16 protein-coding genes are annotated in these 18,956 nt (G+C 69.8%); 4 read left to right on the forward strand and 12 right to left on the reverse strand.

Features of this window, described 5'->3' with window-relative positions:
* Window positions 1-88: 88 nt before the first annotated feature.
* The 3 genes from OG747_RS04865 to OG747_RS04875 form a co-directional block, all read right to left on the reverse strand.
* Complete coding sequence (locus OG747_RS04865) at window positions 89-1,048, reverse strand: NADP-dependent oxidoreductase (protein WP_405878044.1); 960 nt, start codon at window positions 1,046-1,048, stop codon at window positions 89-91.
* Between the two features lie 123 nt (window positions 1,049-1,171).
* On the reverse strand, window positions 1,172-1,999 hold the full coding sequence (locus tag OG747_RS04870; protein WP_405878045.1) for an alpha/beta fold hydrolase: 828 nt from the start codon (window positions 1,997-1,999) through the stop codon (window positions 1,172-1,174).
* Between the two features lie 851 nt (window positions 2,000-2,850).
* Window positions 2,851-3,498 carry a class I SAM-dependent methyltransferase gene (locus tag OG747_RS04875; RefSeq protein WP_405878046.1) on the reverse strand — a complete coding sequence of 216 codons (648 nt, stop codon included), beginning with the start codon at window positions 3,496-3,498 and terminating at the stop codon, window positions 2,851-2,853.
* A gap of 111 nt (window positions 3,499-3,609) precedes the next feature.
* Between OG747_RS04875 and OG747_RS04880 the strand changes: the two genes are divergently transcribed.
* Window positions 3,610-3,837, forward strand: coding sequence for a hypothetical protein (locus OG747_RS04880; protein ID WP_405886080.1), 228 nt, complete (start codon window positions 3,610-3,612; stop codon window positions 3,835-3,837).
* Window positions 3,838-3,911: 74 nt separating this feature from the next.
* Here OG747_RS04880 and OG747_RS04885 read toward each other — a convergent pair whose 3' ends face one another.
* From OG747_RS04885 to OG747_RS04905, 5 genes are all read right to left on the reverse strand, one after another.
* A complete protein-coding gene (locus OG747_RS04885; protein ID WP_405878047.1) occupies window positions 3,912-5,729 on the reverse strand; it encodes an FAD-dependent oxidoreductase in 1,818 nt (605 codons plus the stop codon).
* On the reverse strand, window positions 5,707-8,403 hold the full coding sequence (locus tag OG747_RS04890) for an AAA family ATPase (protein ID WP_405878048.1): 2,697 nt from the start codon (window positions 8,401-8,403) through the stop codon (window positions 5,707-5,709). Before OG747_RS04890 ends, OG747_RS04885 begins: the two co-directional genes overlap by 23 nt.
* A 134-nt stretch (window positions 8,404-8,537) precedes the next feature.
* Window positions 8,538-11,261, reverse strand: coding sequence for an ATP-binding protein (locus tag OG747_RS04895; protein WP_405878049.1), 2,724 nt, complete (start codon window positions 11,259-11,261; stop codon window positions 8,538-8,540).
* A 139-nt stretch (window positions 11,262-11,400) separates the two neighbouring features.
* On the reverse strand, window positions 11,401-11,727 hold the full coding sequence (locus tag OG747_RS04900; RefSeq protein ID WP_405878050.1) for a hypothetical protein: 327 nt from the start codon (window positions 11,725-11,727) through the stop codon (window positions 11,401-11,403).
* A 58-nt stretch (window positions 11,728-11,785) separates the two neighbouring features.
* Window positions 11,786-12,391, reverse strand: coding sequence for a TetR/AcrR family transcriptional regulator (locus OG747_RS04905; RefSeq protein ID WP_405878051.1), 606 nt, complete (start codon window positions 12,389-12,391; stop codon window positions 11,786-11,788).
* A gap of 124 nt (window positions 12,392-12,515) precedes the next feature.
* Between OG747_RS04905 and OG747_RS04910 the strand changes: the two genes are divergently transcribed.
* The 3 genes from OG747_RS04910 to OG747_RS04920 are packed head-to-tail and all read left to right on the forward strand — an operon-like array spanning window position 12,516 to window position 15,276.
* Complete coding sequence (locus OG747_RS04910; protein WP_405878052.1) at window positions 12,516-12,974, forward strand: cupin domain-containing protein; 459 nt, start codon at window positions 12,516-12,518, stop codon at window positions 12,972-12,974.
* A gap of 54 nt (window positions 12,975-13,028) precedes the next feature.
* Window positions 13,029-13,838, forward strand: coding sequence for an alpha/beta fold hydrolase (locus OG747_RS04915; RefSeq protein WP_405878053.1), 810 nt, complete (start codon window positions 13,029-13,031; stop codon window positions 13,836-13,838).
* Between the two features lie 19 nt (window positions 13,839-13,857).
* Entirely contained in the window at window positions 13,858-15,276 is a 1,419-nt protein-coding gene (locus OG747_RS04920) for a DHA2 family efflux MFS transporter permease subunit (protein WP_405878054.1), read from the forward strand.
* Window positions 15,277-15,360: 84 nt separating this feature from the next.
* Here the strand turns inward: OG747_RS04920 and OG747_RS04925 are convergent, their stop codons facing one another.
* The 4 genes from OG747_RS04925 to OG747_RS04940 all read right to left on the reverse strand — a co-directional run bounded on the left by OG747_RS04925 (window position 15,361) and on the right by OG747_RS04940 (window position 18,735).
* Window positions 15,361-15,669 carry an alpha/beta fold hydrolase gene (locus tag OG747_RS04925; RefSeq protein WP_405878055.1) on the reverse strand — a complete coding sequence of 103 codons (309 nt, stop codon included), beginning with the start codon at window positions 15,667-15,669 and terminating at the stop codon, window positions 15,361-15,363.
* Complete coding sequence (locus OG747_RS04930) at window positions 15,593-15,811, reverse strand: glutaminyl-peptide cyclotransferase (RefSeq protein ID WP_405878056.1); 219 nt, start codon at window positions 15,809-15,811, stop codon at window positions 15,593-15,595. Before OG747_RS04930 ends, OG747_RS04925 begins: the two co-directional genes overlap by 77 nt.
* 47 nt (window positions 15,812-15,858) lie before the next feature.
* Complete coding sequence (locus OG747_RS04935; protein ID WP_405878057.1) at window positions 15,859-17,346, reverse strand: polysaccharide biosynthesis tyrosine autokinase; 1,488 nt, start codon at window positions 17,344-17,346, stop codon at window positions 15,859-15,861.
* Window positions 17,347-17,460: 114 nt separating this feature from the next.
* Window positions 17,461-18,735: a nucleotide sugar dehydrogenase gene (locus OG747_RS04940; RefSeq protein ID WP_405878058.1), complete on the reverse strand. Its 1,275-nt coding sequence runs from the start codon at window positions 18,733-18,735 to the stop codon at window positions 17,461-17,463.
* Window positions 18,736-18,956: the final 221 nt, after the last annotated feature.

The following is an 18,956-nucleotide window of genomic DNA, read 5'->3' on the forward strand; positions in this document are numbered from 1 at the left end:
GGGGAGGCACAGCTCCCTCCGGCCCCGAACCGTACGTAGGCCACAGGGCAGTTGACGAGGCCGTGAGGCGATGACCGCGACCAGCTCGTCAGGACAGTGGCCCCAGCAGGAAGTCCAGGACCAGCCGGCCCTGGACGCGGCCCGCGGCAAGGCGCCGATGCGCTTCGCCGGCCCGCGCGGCGGGCAGTACGTCCGCCACCCTGAGCGTGAGCCGGTGGGCGGTGGCGAGGCTCACGAGTGTGCTGAGCAGTCCGGTGTCGGTGAAGGCGTCCAACGACGACACGGCCGCCACGCGGATGCCGCGTTCGGCGGGTCCGGACCAGCCCTTGAGTGACGCGATCGTTCCGTGGTCGGCCACGGCGGGCAGCACAGCGTCGCGCAGGTCGGCTCCGTCGACCAGGCCGGGTACACCGCCCGGCACGGTCCCGCGGATCCGGTCTGTCATGGTCGCTCCTCGTGCGACGACGTAGTCGGCACCCAGGTGTCTCAGCAGCGACTCGTCTCCCGAGGCGGCATCGGTGATCGTCGTCAACCCGCGCAGGGCCGCTATCTGGATGGCGTAACCGCCGACCGCGCCGGTCCCGCCGGTGATGGCGACCGGCCGGCCCTGCTCCAGTTCGAGGGCGTCGAGGGCGAGTTGCGCGGTGAGCGCGTTGAGCAGCAAGGTGGCGGCCTCGGCATCGCCGACGCCGGCCGGCGCGTGGACGACGCTGCGGGCGTCGGCCACGATCCATTCGGCATACGCCCCACCGTACGGTCCCGTCGGGATCACGACGGCGACGACACGGTCGCCGATCGCGAGCCGGCCGTCGAGGCCTGTGCCGAGGGCGTCCACAGTTCCGCAGGCATCGATACCCGGGATGTACGGCGGTGTGCCGGTGGCGAGTTGGGTGGTGCAGCCGCCGGAACGAAAGGTGATGTCGGCCGGGTTGACCCCCGCGGTGTGGACCCGGATGCGTACCTCTCCCAGCCCGGGCTCCGGTTCGGGCACCTCGACCACGTGGAGCACCTCCGGGCCGCCGAACTCGGTCAGGCCGATGGCTTTCAAGAAATCTCCCGGGGAACGTAGGGCGGTCCTCGACGGGTGAGCCCGCGGACCGTGGCCGGGGTCCCGCCGGTCGGTGAGGGGACCGGCGCGCCCCGGGCGTCGGCCACGGGCACGGCGGTCTCGTCAGCGGCTCCGCTCGTGGAGCCAGGCGGCTACCAGGTCCGTGTACTCCTTCGCTGCCTCCTCCCAGACGAAGTGCCCGGCGTCGAGGATGTGAAGCCGGCTGCCCGGCAGGCGGTCGCGCAGGTACTCGGCGTTGGCGGTGGGAACCAGCGGGTCGCGGCCGCCGGTGATGATCTGGACGGGGGCGGTGATGGAGCCGAGCCGTTCGGCGAGGATCGGCAGGTCGTGCGGGTAGTTGCGCACGTAGGCGGTGGAGCGGACGAAGCGGTCGCCCTCGTACGCGCTCAGATAGTCCTCACGCACCTCGGCCGGGAGCGGGTGGCCGGGGATGGCGTCGACGACACCGGCGACGACATCACGGCCGTCGGCCTGGCCGAACACGGCCGGGTCGGAAGCCTCGATGATGTCCTTGAGCGCGCCGGAGACCTGCAGCGGGAACGCCGTGCCACCGCTGCCGACGGTCAGGCTCGCGACCATGCCGGGGTGCTCGGCGGCGAGCAGCAGGGCGGCCGAGCAGCCGACGTCAGGGCTGACCAGGTGCGGAGCGCCGAGTTCCCACTCGTCGACGAGGCGGGCGAGGAAGCCGGCCATCGCGAGCGGCGAGTACAGCTCTGGGCGGCCCTGTGAGTGGCCGAAGCCCGGCAGGTCGATGGCGGTGATGTGGAAGTCGGCGGCCAGGGTGTCCCAGAGGGCGGCAAAGGCGTACAGGCTCTCGGGCCAGGGGTTGGTGAGCAGAACAGTGGGTGCGCCGTCCCTGCCGGCCTCGGCGTAGCGGATCGTGAGGCCGTCGACGAGACGGGTCTGTGGCTGGATGGTCACTGTGGACATTGCTGCTCCTAGACCTTCGTTCGGGTTTCCGGGGGGACGTTGTTGGCAAGCTGCTCGCCGCCGGCGTCGGCCCGTACGCGCGTCGCCCGGCCGGGCGGCAGGGCGTTTGCGCGTAGTAAGAGACCTGGGGTCCAGTGCCGCGTGCTCCGATGACTCCGACAAGCGAGATTTGGGAGCGGAATCGACTCTGGGACCAGTGCCAGGATTGGGCCCGTTCATCCTCGGGCGGGACCTATGGCGGCGGGTATCCGCACGTTGACTACTCGCCGGTGCACAGTCCGGCGATGGTTTCCAGGTTCCCGGTGAGACGGAGGACGGAGACGGGATACGGCTCGGCGAAGCTGCTGATCGGTCGCTACGCCGGGCAGGAGTCCCTGGCTCGGGACACTAGCTTGATCTCTAACCTGTGCGGCGGGGCTTCGGGGCTGTTGACTTCTTCGTCTGTCGTTTCGCTGGTTGTGTTTTGCGGGGTGTGTGCACGTCGTGGCGGGGTGTGGGACGGGTGAGGTGACCAAGGGTCACCTCACCTTCGACCGGACCCGGTCCAGCGGACACGACTTGCCGACATCCGCGACAACCTGATCGCTCGCATTGCCGAGGCCGAACGCGAAGGCTGGCTCGGCGAGGTCGAAGGGCTCAAGGTCAGCCTCGCTGGGGCAGAAGAGAAGATCGCCCAGCTTGATGCCCGCCAGGAGCGCAGGTCTTCGAGGGTGTTCCTCGGAGTCCCCTTGTTCGACCAAATCGGAGCTCGAACGGGCGGTGAGCCCTGATCACGAGTCGACGCCTGGAGCCTGACGGCTTCCCGTCCGGCAGGTTGGATGCGGTCATGTGTTCGATTAGACAGTCCCTGCCTAGGCTTTGCGGGCGAGCAGGTGAATCTCCTGGAACTGCCGTCGGTCGGTGGGCTGAGGCTCGCGAACCATCCGGGCTACCTCGGCCAACCCGGACTTGCGCAGCATCGCGGCGAGGTGATCAGGCCACCACCGATAGGCCGGCGCGACTGTGTGATCGAAGACCTGCGTCGGGTGAGTCGGATCATCGCTTGCCGAAAAGCCGACCAGAAGGTGGCCGCCAGGTGCCAGCACACGATGGAACTCCGCCAGGATGACAGGGAGTTCCTGCGGCGGAGTGTGGATGATGGACCAACGTGAGAGTGCGCCGCCCAGCGCGCCGTCAGCGATGTCCAACGCGGCCATCGAGCCCACGTCGAACCGCAGGCCCGGATAGGCCTGTCGAGCCAACTTGATCATCGCAGGAGAGGCATCAACGCCAAACGCGGCCAGCCCCAGCTCGTCCAGATAAGCGGTGATATGGCCAGGCCCACACCCCAGGTCCGCGACCTGACCGTCCCCACTCGCACTTACGACCTCGGCGAAGGCACCCAAGATCGCGCGGTCCAGGGGACTGTCACGCAGCGTGTCGCGGAACAGTTCCGCATAGGTGGGGGCAGCAGCGTCGTAAGCCTCGCGGGTGGCACTGAGGGCATCGTGTTCGACCATGCTCGCGACAGTAGTTCCTGGCGCTGAAGCGAGCCGAGAGAATCACGATCTTCCCTCCCGCCCGTTCGCCCGGGCTATCGCCAGTTCAGAGAAGCCTGTGTCAGGTGCCCCATGCTCCGCCTTGACCTGGCCCAGGAGCCCCGGCTGCTGGAGATCGAGACCAACACCCGCCAGTGCCTGGGAGAGGCCCAGCGGATGCAGTGGCTCGGTGAGGTCGCCGGCTTGCAGGAGACCCTGCGACACATCGCCGACAAAACGCTCGATCAGCAGCCGCCTGCCGTGAACGGTCAGCCGGGCATTACGGTGGGACACGAAGGCCTCCGTGCGGTGCGGTCCTAGACAGCTCCACCACACCGGAGGTCTTCGCCATGATCAAGCCCCGTAGCTGTCAACAACGCTCGTGATCAATACACCTAGCGGGCGGCCAGACCGATCGGGTCGGCCTGACCTGCCGACTGGAGGCGTTCGTAGGCCAGGCGGACGGCCACTGAGCCCTCGCCGATGGCGGCTGCGACGCGCTTGACGGAGCCGCTGCGCACGTCGCCGACGGCGAATATGCCGGGCCTGCTCGTCTCCAGGAACAACGGTGTCAGGTTCTCGTCCTCCAGCCGGGCGGCTGGGATGTCGCTGCCGGTCAGGAGGAAACCATGCCTGTCCTCGGCGAGCCGGCCCGCCAGCCACCCGGTTCCCGGTTTCGCGCCGATGAAGACAAACAGCCCCGTCACAGCCGGCACTGACGCTTCCGGCCGGCCCTCGCGGCAGAGCCGAACGGCCTCGAGCCGGTCGGTCCCGATCAGAGCGGTGACCTGGGTGGAAGGCCAGACGACGATGCGAGGATCGCGCTCGATCCGGTCGACCAGATAGCGCGACATGGTGGCGTCCAGTGCGTCCCCCCTGATGATCATGTGTACCACGTCGCACGTGCGGCTGAGGAACAGAGCAGCCTGCCCCGCGGAGTTGCCGCCTCCGACGATGGCGACCGGCCCGGTTCCGCAGGCCCGGACCTCCGCCTGAGTCGCCGCGTAGTACACCCCGACGCCCGCAAACTCAGCCGGGTCGTCGAGGGGAAGCCGGTTGTATCGTGCGCCTGTTGCGATGATGACCGACCGGGCCTGAATGGCCTCGCCGTCATCGAAGGTGACCTGGTGCACGCCGTCCTGCGACGACAGTGAGGCAGCTCGTGCGGCCAGCTTGATGCGGACGCCGAACTTCTGTGCCTGCAGCGTCCCCCGGGCCGCGAGTTCCTCCCCGGACAAGCCCGCGGGAAAACCGAGGTAGTTCTCGATACGTGACGAGGTTCCCGCCTGGCCGCCGAGCGCGGTGTCTTCCGCCAGTGTGGTCGCCATACCCTCGGACGCGCCGAAGACCGAGGCCGCGAGCCCGGCCGGGCCTGCGCCCACGACGAGCAAGTCGCACACGCCCGGCGGATACGAGCCGGTGTCGCCGACGATGGCCAAGGCGTCCAGCAGCGCGCGGGAGCCGGGATTCTTCAGCACCTTCCCGCCCGGCACGATGATGATCGGCAGATCGGTGACCGGGACATCCAGACCCTGCAGGATCTGTTCGGCCTCGGCCGACGCCTCCAGGTCGACCCAGTTCCAGACCAGCCGGTTGCGCGCCAAGACCTCCAGCAGCCGCCGCGTGTCACGGGCGAAGCGCGATCCGACCAGGGTCAGGCCTGTGCTGCGGCTCATCAGGATGGAGTGCCGGAGCAGGAAGGTCCGCAGGATGAGGTCGCTCAGGCCCGGCTCCTGCGCCATGACCCGGCGCAGTTGCGTCAACGGAACGTGGAGGACCCGTCCTGCGGAGGTGGCGACGGCGCTGAGGAACGCGCGCTGCCCGGTGAGCATGCCGAACTCGCCGAGAAACTCGGACGGACCGTAGCTTGCTACGACACTGGCCCCTTGCCGGCCGTGACCCTCCATGATGTCGGCCGTGCCGACGAGCGGCACGATCAGGTCGTAGTTCTCGTCGCCGTCGGCGAACAGTACATCGCCGTCGGACACGTCGCGTTCGCTGCCGTACCCGCGCAACACGTCGAGTTGGGCCACGTCCAGGACAGGAGAACGCCCCGGATGCGAGAGCAGGCGACCGTCCGTCCCGGCGGGACGCTCCGCGGACGCTCCAGGAACAGCGTCTCCCGGGTCGGTTGAGTCTGTGCCCATCGGAACCTCCTGGCCTGCGGGGATACGTCGTGGACGCGAACGGTCAGAGGTCACCGATGAGCCCATGCAGTTGATGGCGGCGGGAGACCCCGAGTTTGGGGTAGGAGCGGTAAAGATGGGCGGCCACCGTACGAGGGGACAGGACCAACCGGTCCGCGATCTCCCGATTGGTCAGGCCCATGCCGGCCATGACGACGACCTCGCGCTGCTGTGGGCTGAGGCCCGTGATCGCCTCCGGTGACGGGGCCGCGCCGGAAGGGTTGATCCCGCTGGCGCGCAGCTCGGATCCGACGCGCCGGGCCCAGGGCTCCGCGCCAAGTTGCTGAAATGTGTCCAGGGCGGCGGCGAAGTAGGGCTTGGCGTCGTTGATGCGGCGTGAGCGCCGCAGCCAGGCGCCGTAGTCGTACATGAGCTGTGCCCGTTCGAAGGGCCATTGATCTCCTGTCGAGATCGCCATGCCTTCCTCGAAGTGGGCCTCGGCGTCACCGGGGTCGGCGAGCAGCGCACGCGCCCGGGCGATGATCTGGGCCAGCCGGGGCGAAGGCGGCCCGGTCAGCCGGCCCACGGCGCCCTCGATCAACTGCCGTGCGTCGGGGATCTCGTTGGCCCGGACCGCGGCGGCCGCGAGATCGGCCAGGTCGAGCAGGGAGACTCGGGCGTGCAGCGGTCTGCCGTCCGGCAGCAGTCGGCGATGACGGAGGTAGGCGACGAGATGCTCCTCGTCGGCGTCGGCCGCGAGCGCCAGGGCACGGAGTGCCTCGGCTGCCACCAGGCGGCTCTCGGCAGGGTCAATCCTGCCTCTGGTCTGTTCGGCGGCGGCACGCGCCGCCGCCGAGTCACCGCGCAGGGCGTGCACGGTAGCCGATACCAGAGCGGCCGAAGCGGTCAGCAGGTCCATGCCGTAGCGCTCGCCGTGGGCTTGTGCGTTCGATGCAACGGCCAGTGCCTGGTCCCAGCGGCCGGTGTCGAGGAGGGCGCGGCCGAGCGTGGCCAGCGCCGCTGGGCTCACTTCGCGCGAGGCCTGCGTCCCCTGTCCGTGCTCGGCATCGCGGAGCAGAGTGACAGCGAGTTCGGATTCGTCCAGCAGGCAGGCGACGGCGCCCGGTTCCAAGCCGCTGAGGCCGCCGTCGGAAAGGCCGGGGTCGGGGGTGAGTCCGGGCGTGATCCGGGCGGACGAGCCGTGCAGGTGGGTGAGCGCTTCGCGCGCGTCGTCGAACGAGTCCACACACACGCGGATCCAGCTTCTCCATGTGCCCGCACAGGGATGCTCCGGCATCCGGGTCAGGCGCCTGCGCACCTCGGCACGGTGTTCCGGGTGGCCGGTGTGGTGGGCGACCAGCGCGGCCGAGGCGAGTGCCCGCCAGGCGAGTGCAGGGTGGTCGGGAGCGGCCTCACGGGCGACGGAGACCAGGGCGGCGAACGCGGCGGTCTGCCGGGAGGTCCATGCCTGCGCCCATCCGGCCGCCTCTCGCACGGCGGTGCTGAGGCCGGGGGCATCGGCGAGACCGAGGGCCGCTGTGGCCAGGTCGGCGACCCAGTCGGCCTGGCCGGTGTCGCGAGCGTTCTCGGCGGCGGCGACCAGCCGTCGGGCGCGGTCGTGGCGGGTGGTGCTGAGGTCGGCGGCCCGCTGCAGCGCGCGAGCGCGGGCCGCGGCGTCGGATGTTCCGGGGCGGCCTGCCGTTGCTTCCAGCAATGCGGCGGCGTCCTCGTCGGACCGTACGCTCGCCGCGGCCAGGTGCCAGGCGCGGCGGTCGGCACGTTCGAAGAGCGCTCCCGCGAGCTCCCGGTGCGCGGCGGCCCGGGCGGTGAACGGGGCGGCGTGGTAGACGGCGGGGCGAACCAGCGGGTGGGTGAAGCGAAGGCCCGTCTCGTCGACCCGGACCAGGCCGATCTCCTCGGCGGGGAGCAGCGCCCGTGGGTCGGCCGGGACTGGTGCCTGGTCGTCGTCCTCCGCGACCGCGGCGATCAGCAGAGCCGCCAGGGTGTCCGGTGGCAGATGCGCCAGCTTGGCCACGGTTTCGGCGACGAGCCGGCCGGTCGGCGCCAGGGGCCCTACGGCACTGTGGCGGTGCGCCTGCCGATCACGCGTGGCGGCGTCGGCCAGTTCCACGAGCGCCTGCGGATTGCCCTCGGCCCCGGCCAGCACCCGTTCCCGCGCGTGGCCTCGCGGTACGGCCGGTATCCGGTCGAGGAGCGTTGCGGCCGCCGCGTACGGGAGCCGCAGCAGCCTCAGTTCGGGGAAGCACGCCTCGAACCCCGGCGGTGCCGCCGGTCCGCGCGCGGCGATGACCATCGCGATCCGCCGCGCGGTGAGGCGGTGGGCGGCGAAGGCGAGGCTTTCCAGCGACGCGGTGTCCATCTGTCCGGCGTCGTCCACGGTCAGCAGTACAGGCGCACGCTCCGAGAGCCCGGTCAGGACGGGCACCAGCGCCTCTGCCGCCTGTGGGCCGCCAGGTGCCTCGCTCAGGTCCGCCGGGAGCCCGGCGTCGACGCGCACCGGCAGGAGGAGCCGGTGCAGCCCCGCCAGCGGCAGATCGCACTCGGCGGCACGGCCCACCACGGTGAGCACCCGGAAGCCGAGGCCCGCGGCATGCTGGCTCAGTGCGTTCAGCAGTACGGTCTTGCCGATGCCCGCCTCGCCGAGCAGCACCAGGGCGCGGTCTCCGTAGTCGCGGTGGTCGAGCAGCGCACGCAGCTCCGCGAACTCCCGTTCCCTGCCCGCTAATGGCTTGCTGATCATCTCGACACCCGTCGGTAGAACTCGTGGTTCGTCAGCGAACGTACGCAGGGGAGGTCGACGGGTTCGTCAGTACGATGACTGGTCGTCCGGTTCAGCAGCTGTTCCCGGCCTCGGCGAGGTCACCGGGGCGGTCGTCAGGCGTCGGCCACGACGGCGTGCAGCTCGGCTCGTGAGGTGATCCCCAGCTTGGGGAACATGCGGTAGAGGTGGTATCCGACTGTGCGGTGGGACAGGGAGAGCCGCTCGGCGATCTCCCGGTTGGACAGTCCTTCCACCACCATGCGCGCGATCTGCTGTTCCCGGGCGGTGAGTTCCTCGAATCGGGAGTCGGACCGGGGCTGCGGCCGAATGCCGGAGGCGCGCAGCTCCTGTTCTGCCCGTTCCCGCCATCCCAGCGCACCGATGGCTTCCAGCATGTCCCGCGCCGTCCGCAGATGCGGACGGGATTCGACCGCCCGGCGATGGCGGCGCAGCCAGGCGCCGTACTCCAGCTTCAGCCGCGCGTAGTGGAACGGCCAGCGGCGCAAGTCCCTGGTGAGGGCCTCCTCCAGCAGCGCGTCGGCATCATCGTCGTCGGCCAGCACCGCACGGGCGAAGGCCAGGTTGACCGCGACGACGGGTGCGAACTCCCCGGCCGCGCCCTCCAACTCGGCCAGTACTGCTTTCGCCTCCTCCTGGTGGCCGCTGCGCACAGCGGCGTCAGCGAGGTCGGCGGGCGCGTAGAAGCGCAGCAGGTGGTGGGACGCCTTGTCGGTCGGGTCGAAGACGCGCACGAGGTGTGCATACGCCTCGTGGTAGTTCCCCGTCCCCAGAGCTGCCTGGCCGCGGGCGATCTGCAGATAGGCCATGGCACAACTCGTCCCTGCGGCCACGAGTACCCGCTCGGCCTCGCTCGCGAGCCGCCCCACCGTCTCGGCGTCACCGCGCAGTCCTGCCACGACGGCCTGGGGCACCTTGGCCAGCGCCACCCAGCGATGCTGCCCGGCCTCGACAGCGACCGCCTCGGACTCTTCGGCGGCGGCCTGCGCGGCGGCCCAGTCGCAGGTGTGGATCGCGCAGTACGCCTCGTGGTTGAGGGCGCGCACCAGTGGGCCGAGACGCCGCTCGGTGCGGAGCCGCGGGATCGCCGCGGCGAAGAAGACCCGCGATCGCTCCCATGCCCCGACGGTCGTCCCGGCGATGCCGAGGTGGGCGTGCTGGACCGGTTCCAGGCCTCGGTGCCGCGCCAGTATGTCGAGCCGTTCCCGGACCGCACCGCCGTACTCGTCGGGTGCGGCCAGGGCAAGGACCGACTGCAGTGTCGGGTGCGTGGGAGAGTCCGCCGCCTCATGGGCGGTGTCGGCCACCAACAGCCGTACGCTGCGGCCGGGATCGACCCACCAGCACCGGCGCGCGGCCCCCAGCAGCACCTCCATGGCCAGATCACGCTCGCCCGCGGCGGCGACCTCCCGGGCCAGCTCGACCAGGTGCAGCACCCGCTCCGTGCTCTCGGTCGGACTCTCCTCGACGCTCTCCTGCAGCAGTGCCAGCCGTCCCCTGGCCACAACCCCCAGCCCGGTACGGGAGATCCGGCCCACCAAGCGCTCCACCATGGCGGACTGGCCGAGTTCGAAGGAGAGCTGCGCGGCGCGCAGGAGCCGGGTGTCGCGCGCGAGGGAATTCCGGCTCAGCTCGGCGGCCCGCTCCTCGGCCGCGACGGCCAGGGCCAGCGCGGACCGGCCGACCGCGCGGGACGCCGCCTCGTCAAGCTCCGCGGCGACGTCCTCATCCGGTCCCATGGTGGCCGCGGCCCTGTGCCAGGCTCGCCGGTCCGGCTGGTCGGTCAGCACCTCGGCCAGTGCCGAGTGGGCCGCGAGCACATCGCACAGGTCGGCGCTCTGTTCGATCGCCGAGCGGACCAGCGGATGCCGGAAGCGCAGCCCGCCGACACCGGCCTCCACCAGACGCGCCGCGACCGCCTCCCGCAGCGCGTCCGCCCCGATGTCGACGCCGAGGACCCTGGACGTCGCGTCCAGTGTCTCTGCCAGCGCGCCCCCCTCGTTGAGGGCCGCCACCAGCAGGACCGTCCGTGTCCGATCGGGCAGTTCCGACCAACGCGCGGCGAACGCCTTCTCGATGCGGGTCGACAGGGTCAGCGCCCCGCCGGCGAGCGCCGCGGCGCTTCCCTCCTGGGCTGCTGTGCCCAGCGCCAGTTCCGTGAGAGCCAGCGGGTTGCCGAGTGCGGCCGTGAGGATCCTCTGTCTCGACTCCGCGGGAAGGCCAGGAGCATGGGACTCGACCAGGGCGCACGCGGACTCCTCGTCCAGTCCCCGAAGCCGCAGCTCGGGCAGTCCCGCCGACAGCAGCGGCAGGTCGTAGCCGTCGCGGAGCGCGACCAGCATGCCGATCGGTCCCAGGCCGACCCGTCGGGCGGCGAAGGCCAGGACGTCACAGGTCGCCGGGTCCAGCCAGTGCGCGTCGTCCGCGACGACCAGCAGCGGCTCCTGCGCGGCGGCCTCGCCGAGCAGTTCGGTGACGGTCCACGGGACCAGGAAGCGGTCCGGGACGGGCTCCGAACGTCGTCCGAACGCGGTCCGGATCACATCACGCTGCGGAGCGGGGAGGCGGTCCAGGCAGCCGCGCAGCGGCAGCAGAAGCTGGTGCAGGCCGGCGTAGGGCAGACGGGACTCGGCCGGTACCCCCGTCGTCGAAAGGACCCGCAAGCCACCGCGCGTAGCCTCCCGGCGTGCCAGGTCGATCAGGGTCGACTTGCCGATTCCAGGGTCCCCGACCACCAGCAGGACCCCGCCCTCCCCGTCACGCAGCCCGTCGACCAGCCCGCGGACGGTCGCCTCTTCGCTCCGGCGCCCAAGCAACATCGTGTGATCCTCCGGGGGCTTCAACAGCTCGAACGCTCTCGGAAGATCTGTCTCGGCTTGCCGATCAGCGTCGTGTCGATCTGCTGTTGAGAGACACCTCGGGCGAGTGCGTCGTCGGTACAGGACGTGTCATACGAGATCAGAATCCGGCCATGGTGTCCATGTGCGCGCAGTGCTCCGCGACGCCCCGGGCCGGGCGGGGGCGCCCTTGCCGACAGCGACGGCGGTGACCGCGGCTCAGCCGGTGCTTCCTGCGTGGAACCAGGGCTGGTTGGACCGTGCTCGGAACCCAGGAAGTGGGCATATCGCCCTGGGGCCCGATCGCTGTCGTGACGCGAGGGCGCCGCTTGCGCACCGGTCCGATCTTTCGGGTCCAGGCGTCGCTCAGGACCTGCTTGATGAGGTCGTCGCGCAGGCTTGCGGCGATGGCTTCCAGGTGCCCGATGGCGTTGGAATCCTGCGGCACCCGGTCCTTGGGCGAGTGGCGGCGCTCGCCACACACGGTCCTGACGGCGCCCCAGCCGCTACACGATCGCGCGTACTGCGGCCTCGGTCAGGGTGGCCGCGGTCCGTACGGCGCTGGTGATGGCCTCGTCGGGGTCGAGCCCGCACAGATCGGTGAGGGTGAAGAGCGCCTCGGCGCTCACGACCACCGCGAGGTCCCGCTCGAGTTGGGCGAACGCGTCCGGGTCCCTCGCGCCGAGCGCGTCCTTCAGAGGGAGAAGCGCATGGTCGATGAGCCCGAAGCGAATGCCCGGTCGCATGGTTACCGTCTCGGGCCGGGTGATGGTGGCGGCGATCATCGCGCGTACCGAGCCCTGGCGGGCGAGGATGCCGCGGAGGAGGAACTCGCAGGCGAAGGCGACGCGTTCGACGGGGTCGGCGGAGTCCGCGACCGGCGCGAGTGCCTCGACGGGGGGCGGCCAGACGCCGGCCAGGGCCTCGCTGATCAGCGACGGCAGGTCGGGGAAGTACCGATAGGCGGTGGCCTCGGAGACCAGGGCCGCGCGGGCGATCGCGGGCATGGTCACCTCGGCGCCCGTGCCAGTGAGGTCTCGGGCGGCCGCCACGATCGCCGTCCGAGTGCGCTGCTTCTGGTTGGTGCGGCCGGTGCCCGCCTGCGCCGTCATCGTGGCACTCCTCCTGTTGACTCACCCACATCTTAACAGTCACCCCTCGTCATGAGAGTTGACTTGCATTACGGCACTCAACTTCTCTAATCTCATGAGAGTCGGCTCTCACGAAGGAGAAGCAATGAGCACGGTTTCCGTGGTCGGCCCGGACGACGGCGAGACGATCCAGCTGGGCCCCACACAGATGCGCATCCTCGAGGACGGCAGCACCACCGGGCACCGCCTCGGAATCGGAGAGATCACCATCGCCCCGCACACCCAAGGCCCGCCGCAGCACCGCCACGCCCAACACGACGAGGGCTTCTACGTCGTCTCCGGCACCGTGCACTTCACCATCGGGGAGACGACCCACGTGGCCCCGGCCGGCACGCTCGCGATGATCCCGCCCGGCGCCCCGCACACCTTCGCCAACCTCGGCGACACGCCCGCGGTGATGCTCAACACCTTCACGCCCGACCTGTACGTGCAGTACTTCCGCGACCTGCGGAACATGATCGCGGGCGGCCGGGAACTGACCCCGGAGTCGACCGTCGCGGTGATGAGCCGCTACGCCACGATCCCCGCGACCGACTTCGCGTGACGGCGACTCCCTTTCCCCTTTTCCCTTGGACACGGCCCACTTGAGGAGCACCGAATGACCCGCAGCACCCACACCCTCACGCTCGACCAGGGCACCCTCGACGTCACCGTCGATCTCCACGGGCGGGAGGGCCGCCCCTTCCTCCTCCTGCACGGAGGCGGCGGACCGCAGACCGTCGCCCCGTTCGCCGGCCTCCTGGCCGAGCAGCGGCCGGCCAGGGTGTTCGCCCCCGTCCACCCCGGCTTCGACGGCACCGACCGCCCCGAGTGGCTGACCGAGGTCACGACCCTGGCGCAGGTCTACGCCCAGCTGCTCGACGCACTCGACCTGCGCGACGTCGCCGTCGTCGGCAACTCGATCGGCGGCTGGATCGCCGCCGAACTGGCGGCCCTGGGCAGCGACCGGATCAGCAGTGTCACCCTCGTCAACGCCGTCGGCATCCCCGTCCCCGGCCACCCGATAGCCGACACCTTCTCCCTGACGCCCGTCGAGCTGTCCCGCCTCTCCTTCCACGACCCCTCGAAGTTCCGCTTCGACCCCAGCAAGCTGACCGAGGCGCAGCGCGCGGTCATGGCCGCCAACCGTGCCACCCTGCAGCTCTATTCGGGCGCGCACGCCATGGCCGACCCCACCCTGCCCGAGCGTCTCGCCAAGGTCACCCACCCGACCCTGGTCGCGTGGGGCGCAAGCGACCAGGTCGTGGACGCCGACTACGGCCGCGCGTACGCCCAGGCCATCCCCGACGCGGAGTTCCGTCTGCTGGAAGGCACCGGCCACATGCCCCAGACCGAGACGCCCGAGCAGTTCCTCCCGGCGCTCTGGGACTTCGCCGAGGCCCACACCACCGACCGGCCGCGGCACTGACCCCGGAATGGGGGCCGACATGTCTCAACCCGACCGCAACAGACCCTCGTTGGTCCTGGCCGTCTGCTGCCTGAGCGTGCTGCTGGTCAGCCTCGACACCACCATCCTCAACGTCGCCCTGCCCTCGATACAGGAGGACCTGGACAGCTCCGTGTCCGGCCTGCAGTGGACCCTCGACGCGTACACCATCGTGCTGGCCTCGCTGCTCATACTGGCCGGTTCCACGGCCGACCGCGTCGGGCGACGGCGCGTCTTCCTCCTCGGGCTCGTGCTGTTCACCGGCGGATCGGCGCTGTGCAGCCTGGCACCATCCCTGGACTGGCTGATCGTCTTCCGCATGGCGCAGGCGGTGGGCGGCTGCATGCTCACCCCGGTCGCCATGGCCATCCTCGCCCATGCCTTCCCGCAACCGCGGGAGCGGGCAAGGGCCATCGGCGTGTGGGGCGGGGTGGTGGGCATCAGCATGGCGGCCGGGCCGATCCTCGGCGGCGCACTGGTGCAGACGGCCGGGTGGCGGTCGGTGTTCTGGCTGAACGTGCCGATCGGGCTGGCCGCGCTCCTGCTCGCCGCCCTCTTCGTCCCGGAGTCCCGCGCGCCACGCCCCCGCAGGGTGGACCCGGTGGGCCAACTACTGGTGATCACCGTGCTCGGCACACTGACGTACGCCGTCATCGAGGCGCCGGGCCGGGGCTGGACCTCGCCCGTCATCGTGACCTGTCTGATCACCGCGGCCGGCGCGCTGGCCGCCTTCATCCCCTACGAGAAGAGGCGCAACGAACCGCTGGTCGACCCGCGTCTCTTCCGCAGCGCGCCCTTCAGCGGGGCGACGGTGATGGCGGTGTGCGCCTTCACCGCACTCGGCGGCTTCCTCTTCGCCAACACCCTCTACCTGCAAAAAGTGTTGGGGCTCAGCGCCCTGAACACCGGGGTGCACCTGCTGCCGATGGCGGTGCTGTCCCTGGTGTGCCCGCCACTGGCGGGGCGGATCGTGGGCAGCAGCGGTCCACGCATCCCGCTGCTGCTCGCCGGGGCCGGCATCACCGCCGGCGGCCTGCTGGCCATCCCCGCCACCCGACCCGCCGACCGCTCGGACATCCTGCTCTACGCGGCGTACGCACTGTTCGGACTGGGCTTCGGATTCGTCAACGCGCCCATCACCCACACAGCGGTCTCTGGCCTGCCGCGCGCCCAGGCCGGGGTGGCCGCCGCGATCGCCGCGACCAGCCGCCAGGTCGGCGCCGCGCTCGGCATCGCGGTGACCGGGGCAGCGATCGCCGCCGGGGCACGCCCGGCCGCCTGGTGGATCATCGCCGGCTGCGGACTGGCCATCCTCGCCCTGGGCATCCTGACCACCGGCCCCTGGGCAGCCCGTACGGCCGAAGGAAACGATCCGCCCGAACCCGTCCGAGTACCGCGCAATCTCCTGGACGCCCGTTGATGCCGACTGCCCATCGGTCCAGCTCCCGGAAGGGGTCAGTTCGCATGAGCATCATCGATCACCACGTGAGCAAGGCAGGCCGGGTCAGTGGGCGGTGGCCCGGACTGCCTCCTCGATCAGCTGGGCGACGCGCTCGGGGTGGGCGAGCATCACCAGGTGAGAGGAGTCGACCTCGACGGTCTTCATGCCGGCCCGCTGGTAGCCGTAACGCTCCGCATCGGGGTTGATGGTGTGGTCGGCCGTGGCGACCAGACCCCAAGAGGGGTACTGGTCGATGTGGTCGCGGACGCGCAGCACGAGGTGGCCGCGGGTGGTGTCAGTCCGCGCCCGTTTTCTCGTAGAGCGCGTCGTAGCCGGCCAACTCCAGGCCCTGGGTGGAGGTCTTCGGGTCATGAGGCAGGGTCTCTACGACCTTGACCGTCACATGCTCGGCCCCCGCAGCGGTCCGCTCATGCAGGCCCGGGCCGTGGTTCCCGGCGACGCCACTCGTCCCGCGCGAAGCGACGAGAACGCCACCGGCCACGACCCGGGCCATGACCGCAGCAGGGCTGCCGACGCAGAACGCAGGCCCCACACTTGGTTCTACGGTCGCGTCTTGGCCGACACCAGCGTCCCGTTCGCTTCGGCGGTCCGCCCTTCGCCGGGAGCCGCTGTCGCCAAGCGCGACGGCACGCGTGCGGTGAGCCGCGCCGACCTGTTCTGCTTCGGCCGGTACGTGTAGGCGTAACCGTAGCCGTCGGCCTCTCCTCGGGCCGGGGCGGCATTCATGACGGCACCCAGCACAGGGACGTCGACGCGTTCGAGGACACGCAGGGCGTCGACGACCTGACTCCGGCTGGTCCGCCCGGCGCGCGCCACGAGCAGATAACCGTCAATGGCCGGGGCCATCGCCGCGGTGTCGGCGAAGGGGAGCACCGGAGGGGTGTCCACCACGACATGGTCGAATTCCTCGGCGAGAGCGCGCAGCAAGGAGCCGAATTGAGCGCTGCCCAGGAGTCGGGTCGGGTCGGGAGGAATCATCCCACTGGTGAGCACGGAGAAGGACCCGGCCGACTGCAGCAGCTGATGCGGTTCGGCCTGGCCCACCAGGGCCGTGGTAAGTCCCGCGTCCCTGACCAGGCCGAGGGCTTGGGCAATCGAGGGGCGGCGCAGGTCGCAGTCGATCAGACATACCTTTGCCCCCTCTTCGGCCAGGGTGGCGGCCAGGTTGACCGACACGCTGCTCTTGCCCTCACGAGGCAGGGGACTGGTGACGGCGATCACCTTCGGCCGCTGGTCCACTTCCGTGAACTGCAGATTGACCCGAAGCTTCCGGAAGCCCTCCGCACGAGAACCATGCGTGTTGTCGCGCAAGGCGACCGCATGCCTGCTGGCTCGCGGGTCCTGCACGATGCTGGACAGCACAGGAGGCCCGCCGACCGCTGCCAGGCACTCGGAGAGGGCCTTGGAGTCACGCACCGAGGTGTCCAACGTCTCCAACGCGGCACCCAGCCCCATTCCGAGAATCAGGCTCACCGCCAGACCAAGCGTGGCATTGAGCACGATGTTCGGGGACGCGGGCGCGGAAGGGACGGAGGCGGGCTGCGTGACGGTGAGCCGGACCGGAGAGGAGGACTTCTTTCCCTCAGGACGCTCCAGCTCCATGATCACCTTGGCGAAGTGTTCAGCGACGGCGTTGCTGATCCGGGCGGCTCGTGCCGCCCGGTTGTCGGTGACGGTCAGGCGGACGAGCACCGTATTGACCGGCGCCTCGGCCGTGATCCGGGCTGCCAACTGCGCCGGTGTCATGTCGAGCCGGAGGGATTCCACGACCGGCTTGGTCACTTTGGGACTGGCCGCCACCTCGGCGTAGGACTGGACCCTCGCCTGGGTGAACGAGTTCCCCTGATAGAGCTGGGAGGTGTTGTCACCGTCCTGGAGAGAGACGAACAGCGTGGCCGTTGCCCGGAACTCGGGAGGGGCGAGGACACTGGCCGTTGTCGCTGCCGCCGTCCCCAGCAGAGTCACCACGGCGATGACGCGCCATCGGCGGGAAAGGACTCGTAGGTAGTCGCGAAAATCCAAGGTCATCCCCGATCGGAGCGAGTGAGTGCGACAGTCACCCTAGGGCCAATCTGGGGCATTTGTGCCAAACAATGCATACATCGCATTCTTTGTACCCCAGCAGAGTGCACAGGCGTTTCCTCAGAGACGCTCAACGGTCTCCGTGCGCGAGCAGCGATTGCAGGCGTCGAACACATAGTCGGCCACCCTCTCCACCATCGCGTAGTCGAAAACGTCGTGGTCGGTGACCACGACGACGGCATCGGCTGCCGCGACGTGTTCCTCGGTGAGTTCGACGCACAGGATGTCCTGGGGCAGCCGAAGAGGGTCGACATGCGGCTCCACCGCGAGGACATGCGCGCCCAGTTGCTGGAGTCCGAGAGCCACGGCGACCGAAGGGGACTCCCGGATGTCACCGGCATTCCTCTTGTACGCGAGTCCGAGGACCAGCACCCGGCTGCCATTGACCGGCTTGCGGCGCGCGTTGAGCCCTCTGGCAACGCGCAGCACCACATGGTCGGGCATATGGCTGTTGATGTCGTTGGCCAGCGACACGAAGCGGAAGTCGTGCCGAAGCGTCTGCTTGACCTGCCACGAGAGGTACGAGGGATCGATGGGCAGGCAGTGCCCTCCGACGCCGGGTCCGGGCAGAAATCGCATGAAGCCGAAGGGCTTGGTCGCCGCCGCGTCGACCACTTCCCAGATGTCGATGCCGAGCGGCTTGCAGAACATCGCGAGTTCGTTGACGAGCGCGATGTTGACATGGCGGAACGTGTTCTCCAGAAGCTTGGTCAGCTCGGCCGTGCGGGGTGAGCTGACCGGGACAGTACGTTCCACAATGTCGTCGTAGAACTCTTCGACATGCCGCAGGGAGACATCATTCACTCCGGAGACCACCTTGGGGGTGTTCTCCAGCCGCCAGGTCGCGTTTCCCGGATCGATGCGCTCCGGACTGTATCCCAGAAAGAAATCCTGGCCCGCGCGGAGACCGCTGCCCGCTTCCAGGATCGGCCCCACGACATGCTCGGTCGTGCACGGATAGGTGGTCGACTCAAGGACCACCGTGGCTTTCGGCCGGAGGTGCTGGGCGATTTCCCGCGCGGCGTCCTCCACGAAACTCAGGTCAGGCGCATCGTCCTTCAGGGGCGTGGGCACGGTGATGACGCAGACATCGAAGTCCGCGGCATCCGCGTAGTCGGTGCTCGGGAAATAGCGGCCGGAGTGGAGGGCCGCCTGCAGGCGAAGGGACGTCACGTCCTCGGCGAACGACTCGCCGGCGGCCAGCCGCTTGACCCGGATCTCGTCCACATCGATACCCACGACGTCGTGCCCGGCTTCCGCCGCACGAACGGCGAGTGGCAGGCCCACATACCCTTGGCCGACCACCACTACCTTCATTGTTACCGTCGACACCATCGGACTCCTCTCTGTTTGCCAAGGGCAATTTCCCGGAGGAATAAGCCGGGCGCTCGGTCGGCGCGCTTCCCGTCCCTCGCATGAGTGACAACCGGCAGGCAGATGGAGTCATTTCAGCTGTACGGAGGTACGAATGGACTAACCCGCGATTTCATTCATTATAATTGCGCCTTTCCCGGCTATCGTCGCCTTGCGTTGCCGGAGCGCATGCCTCCGGTAAC

Source organism: Streptomyces sp. NBC_01384 (assembly GCF_045040035.1).
Lineage (GTDB): Bacteria > Actinomycetota > Actinomycetes > Streptomycetales > Streptomycetaceae > Streptomyces.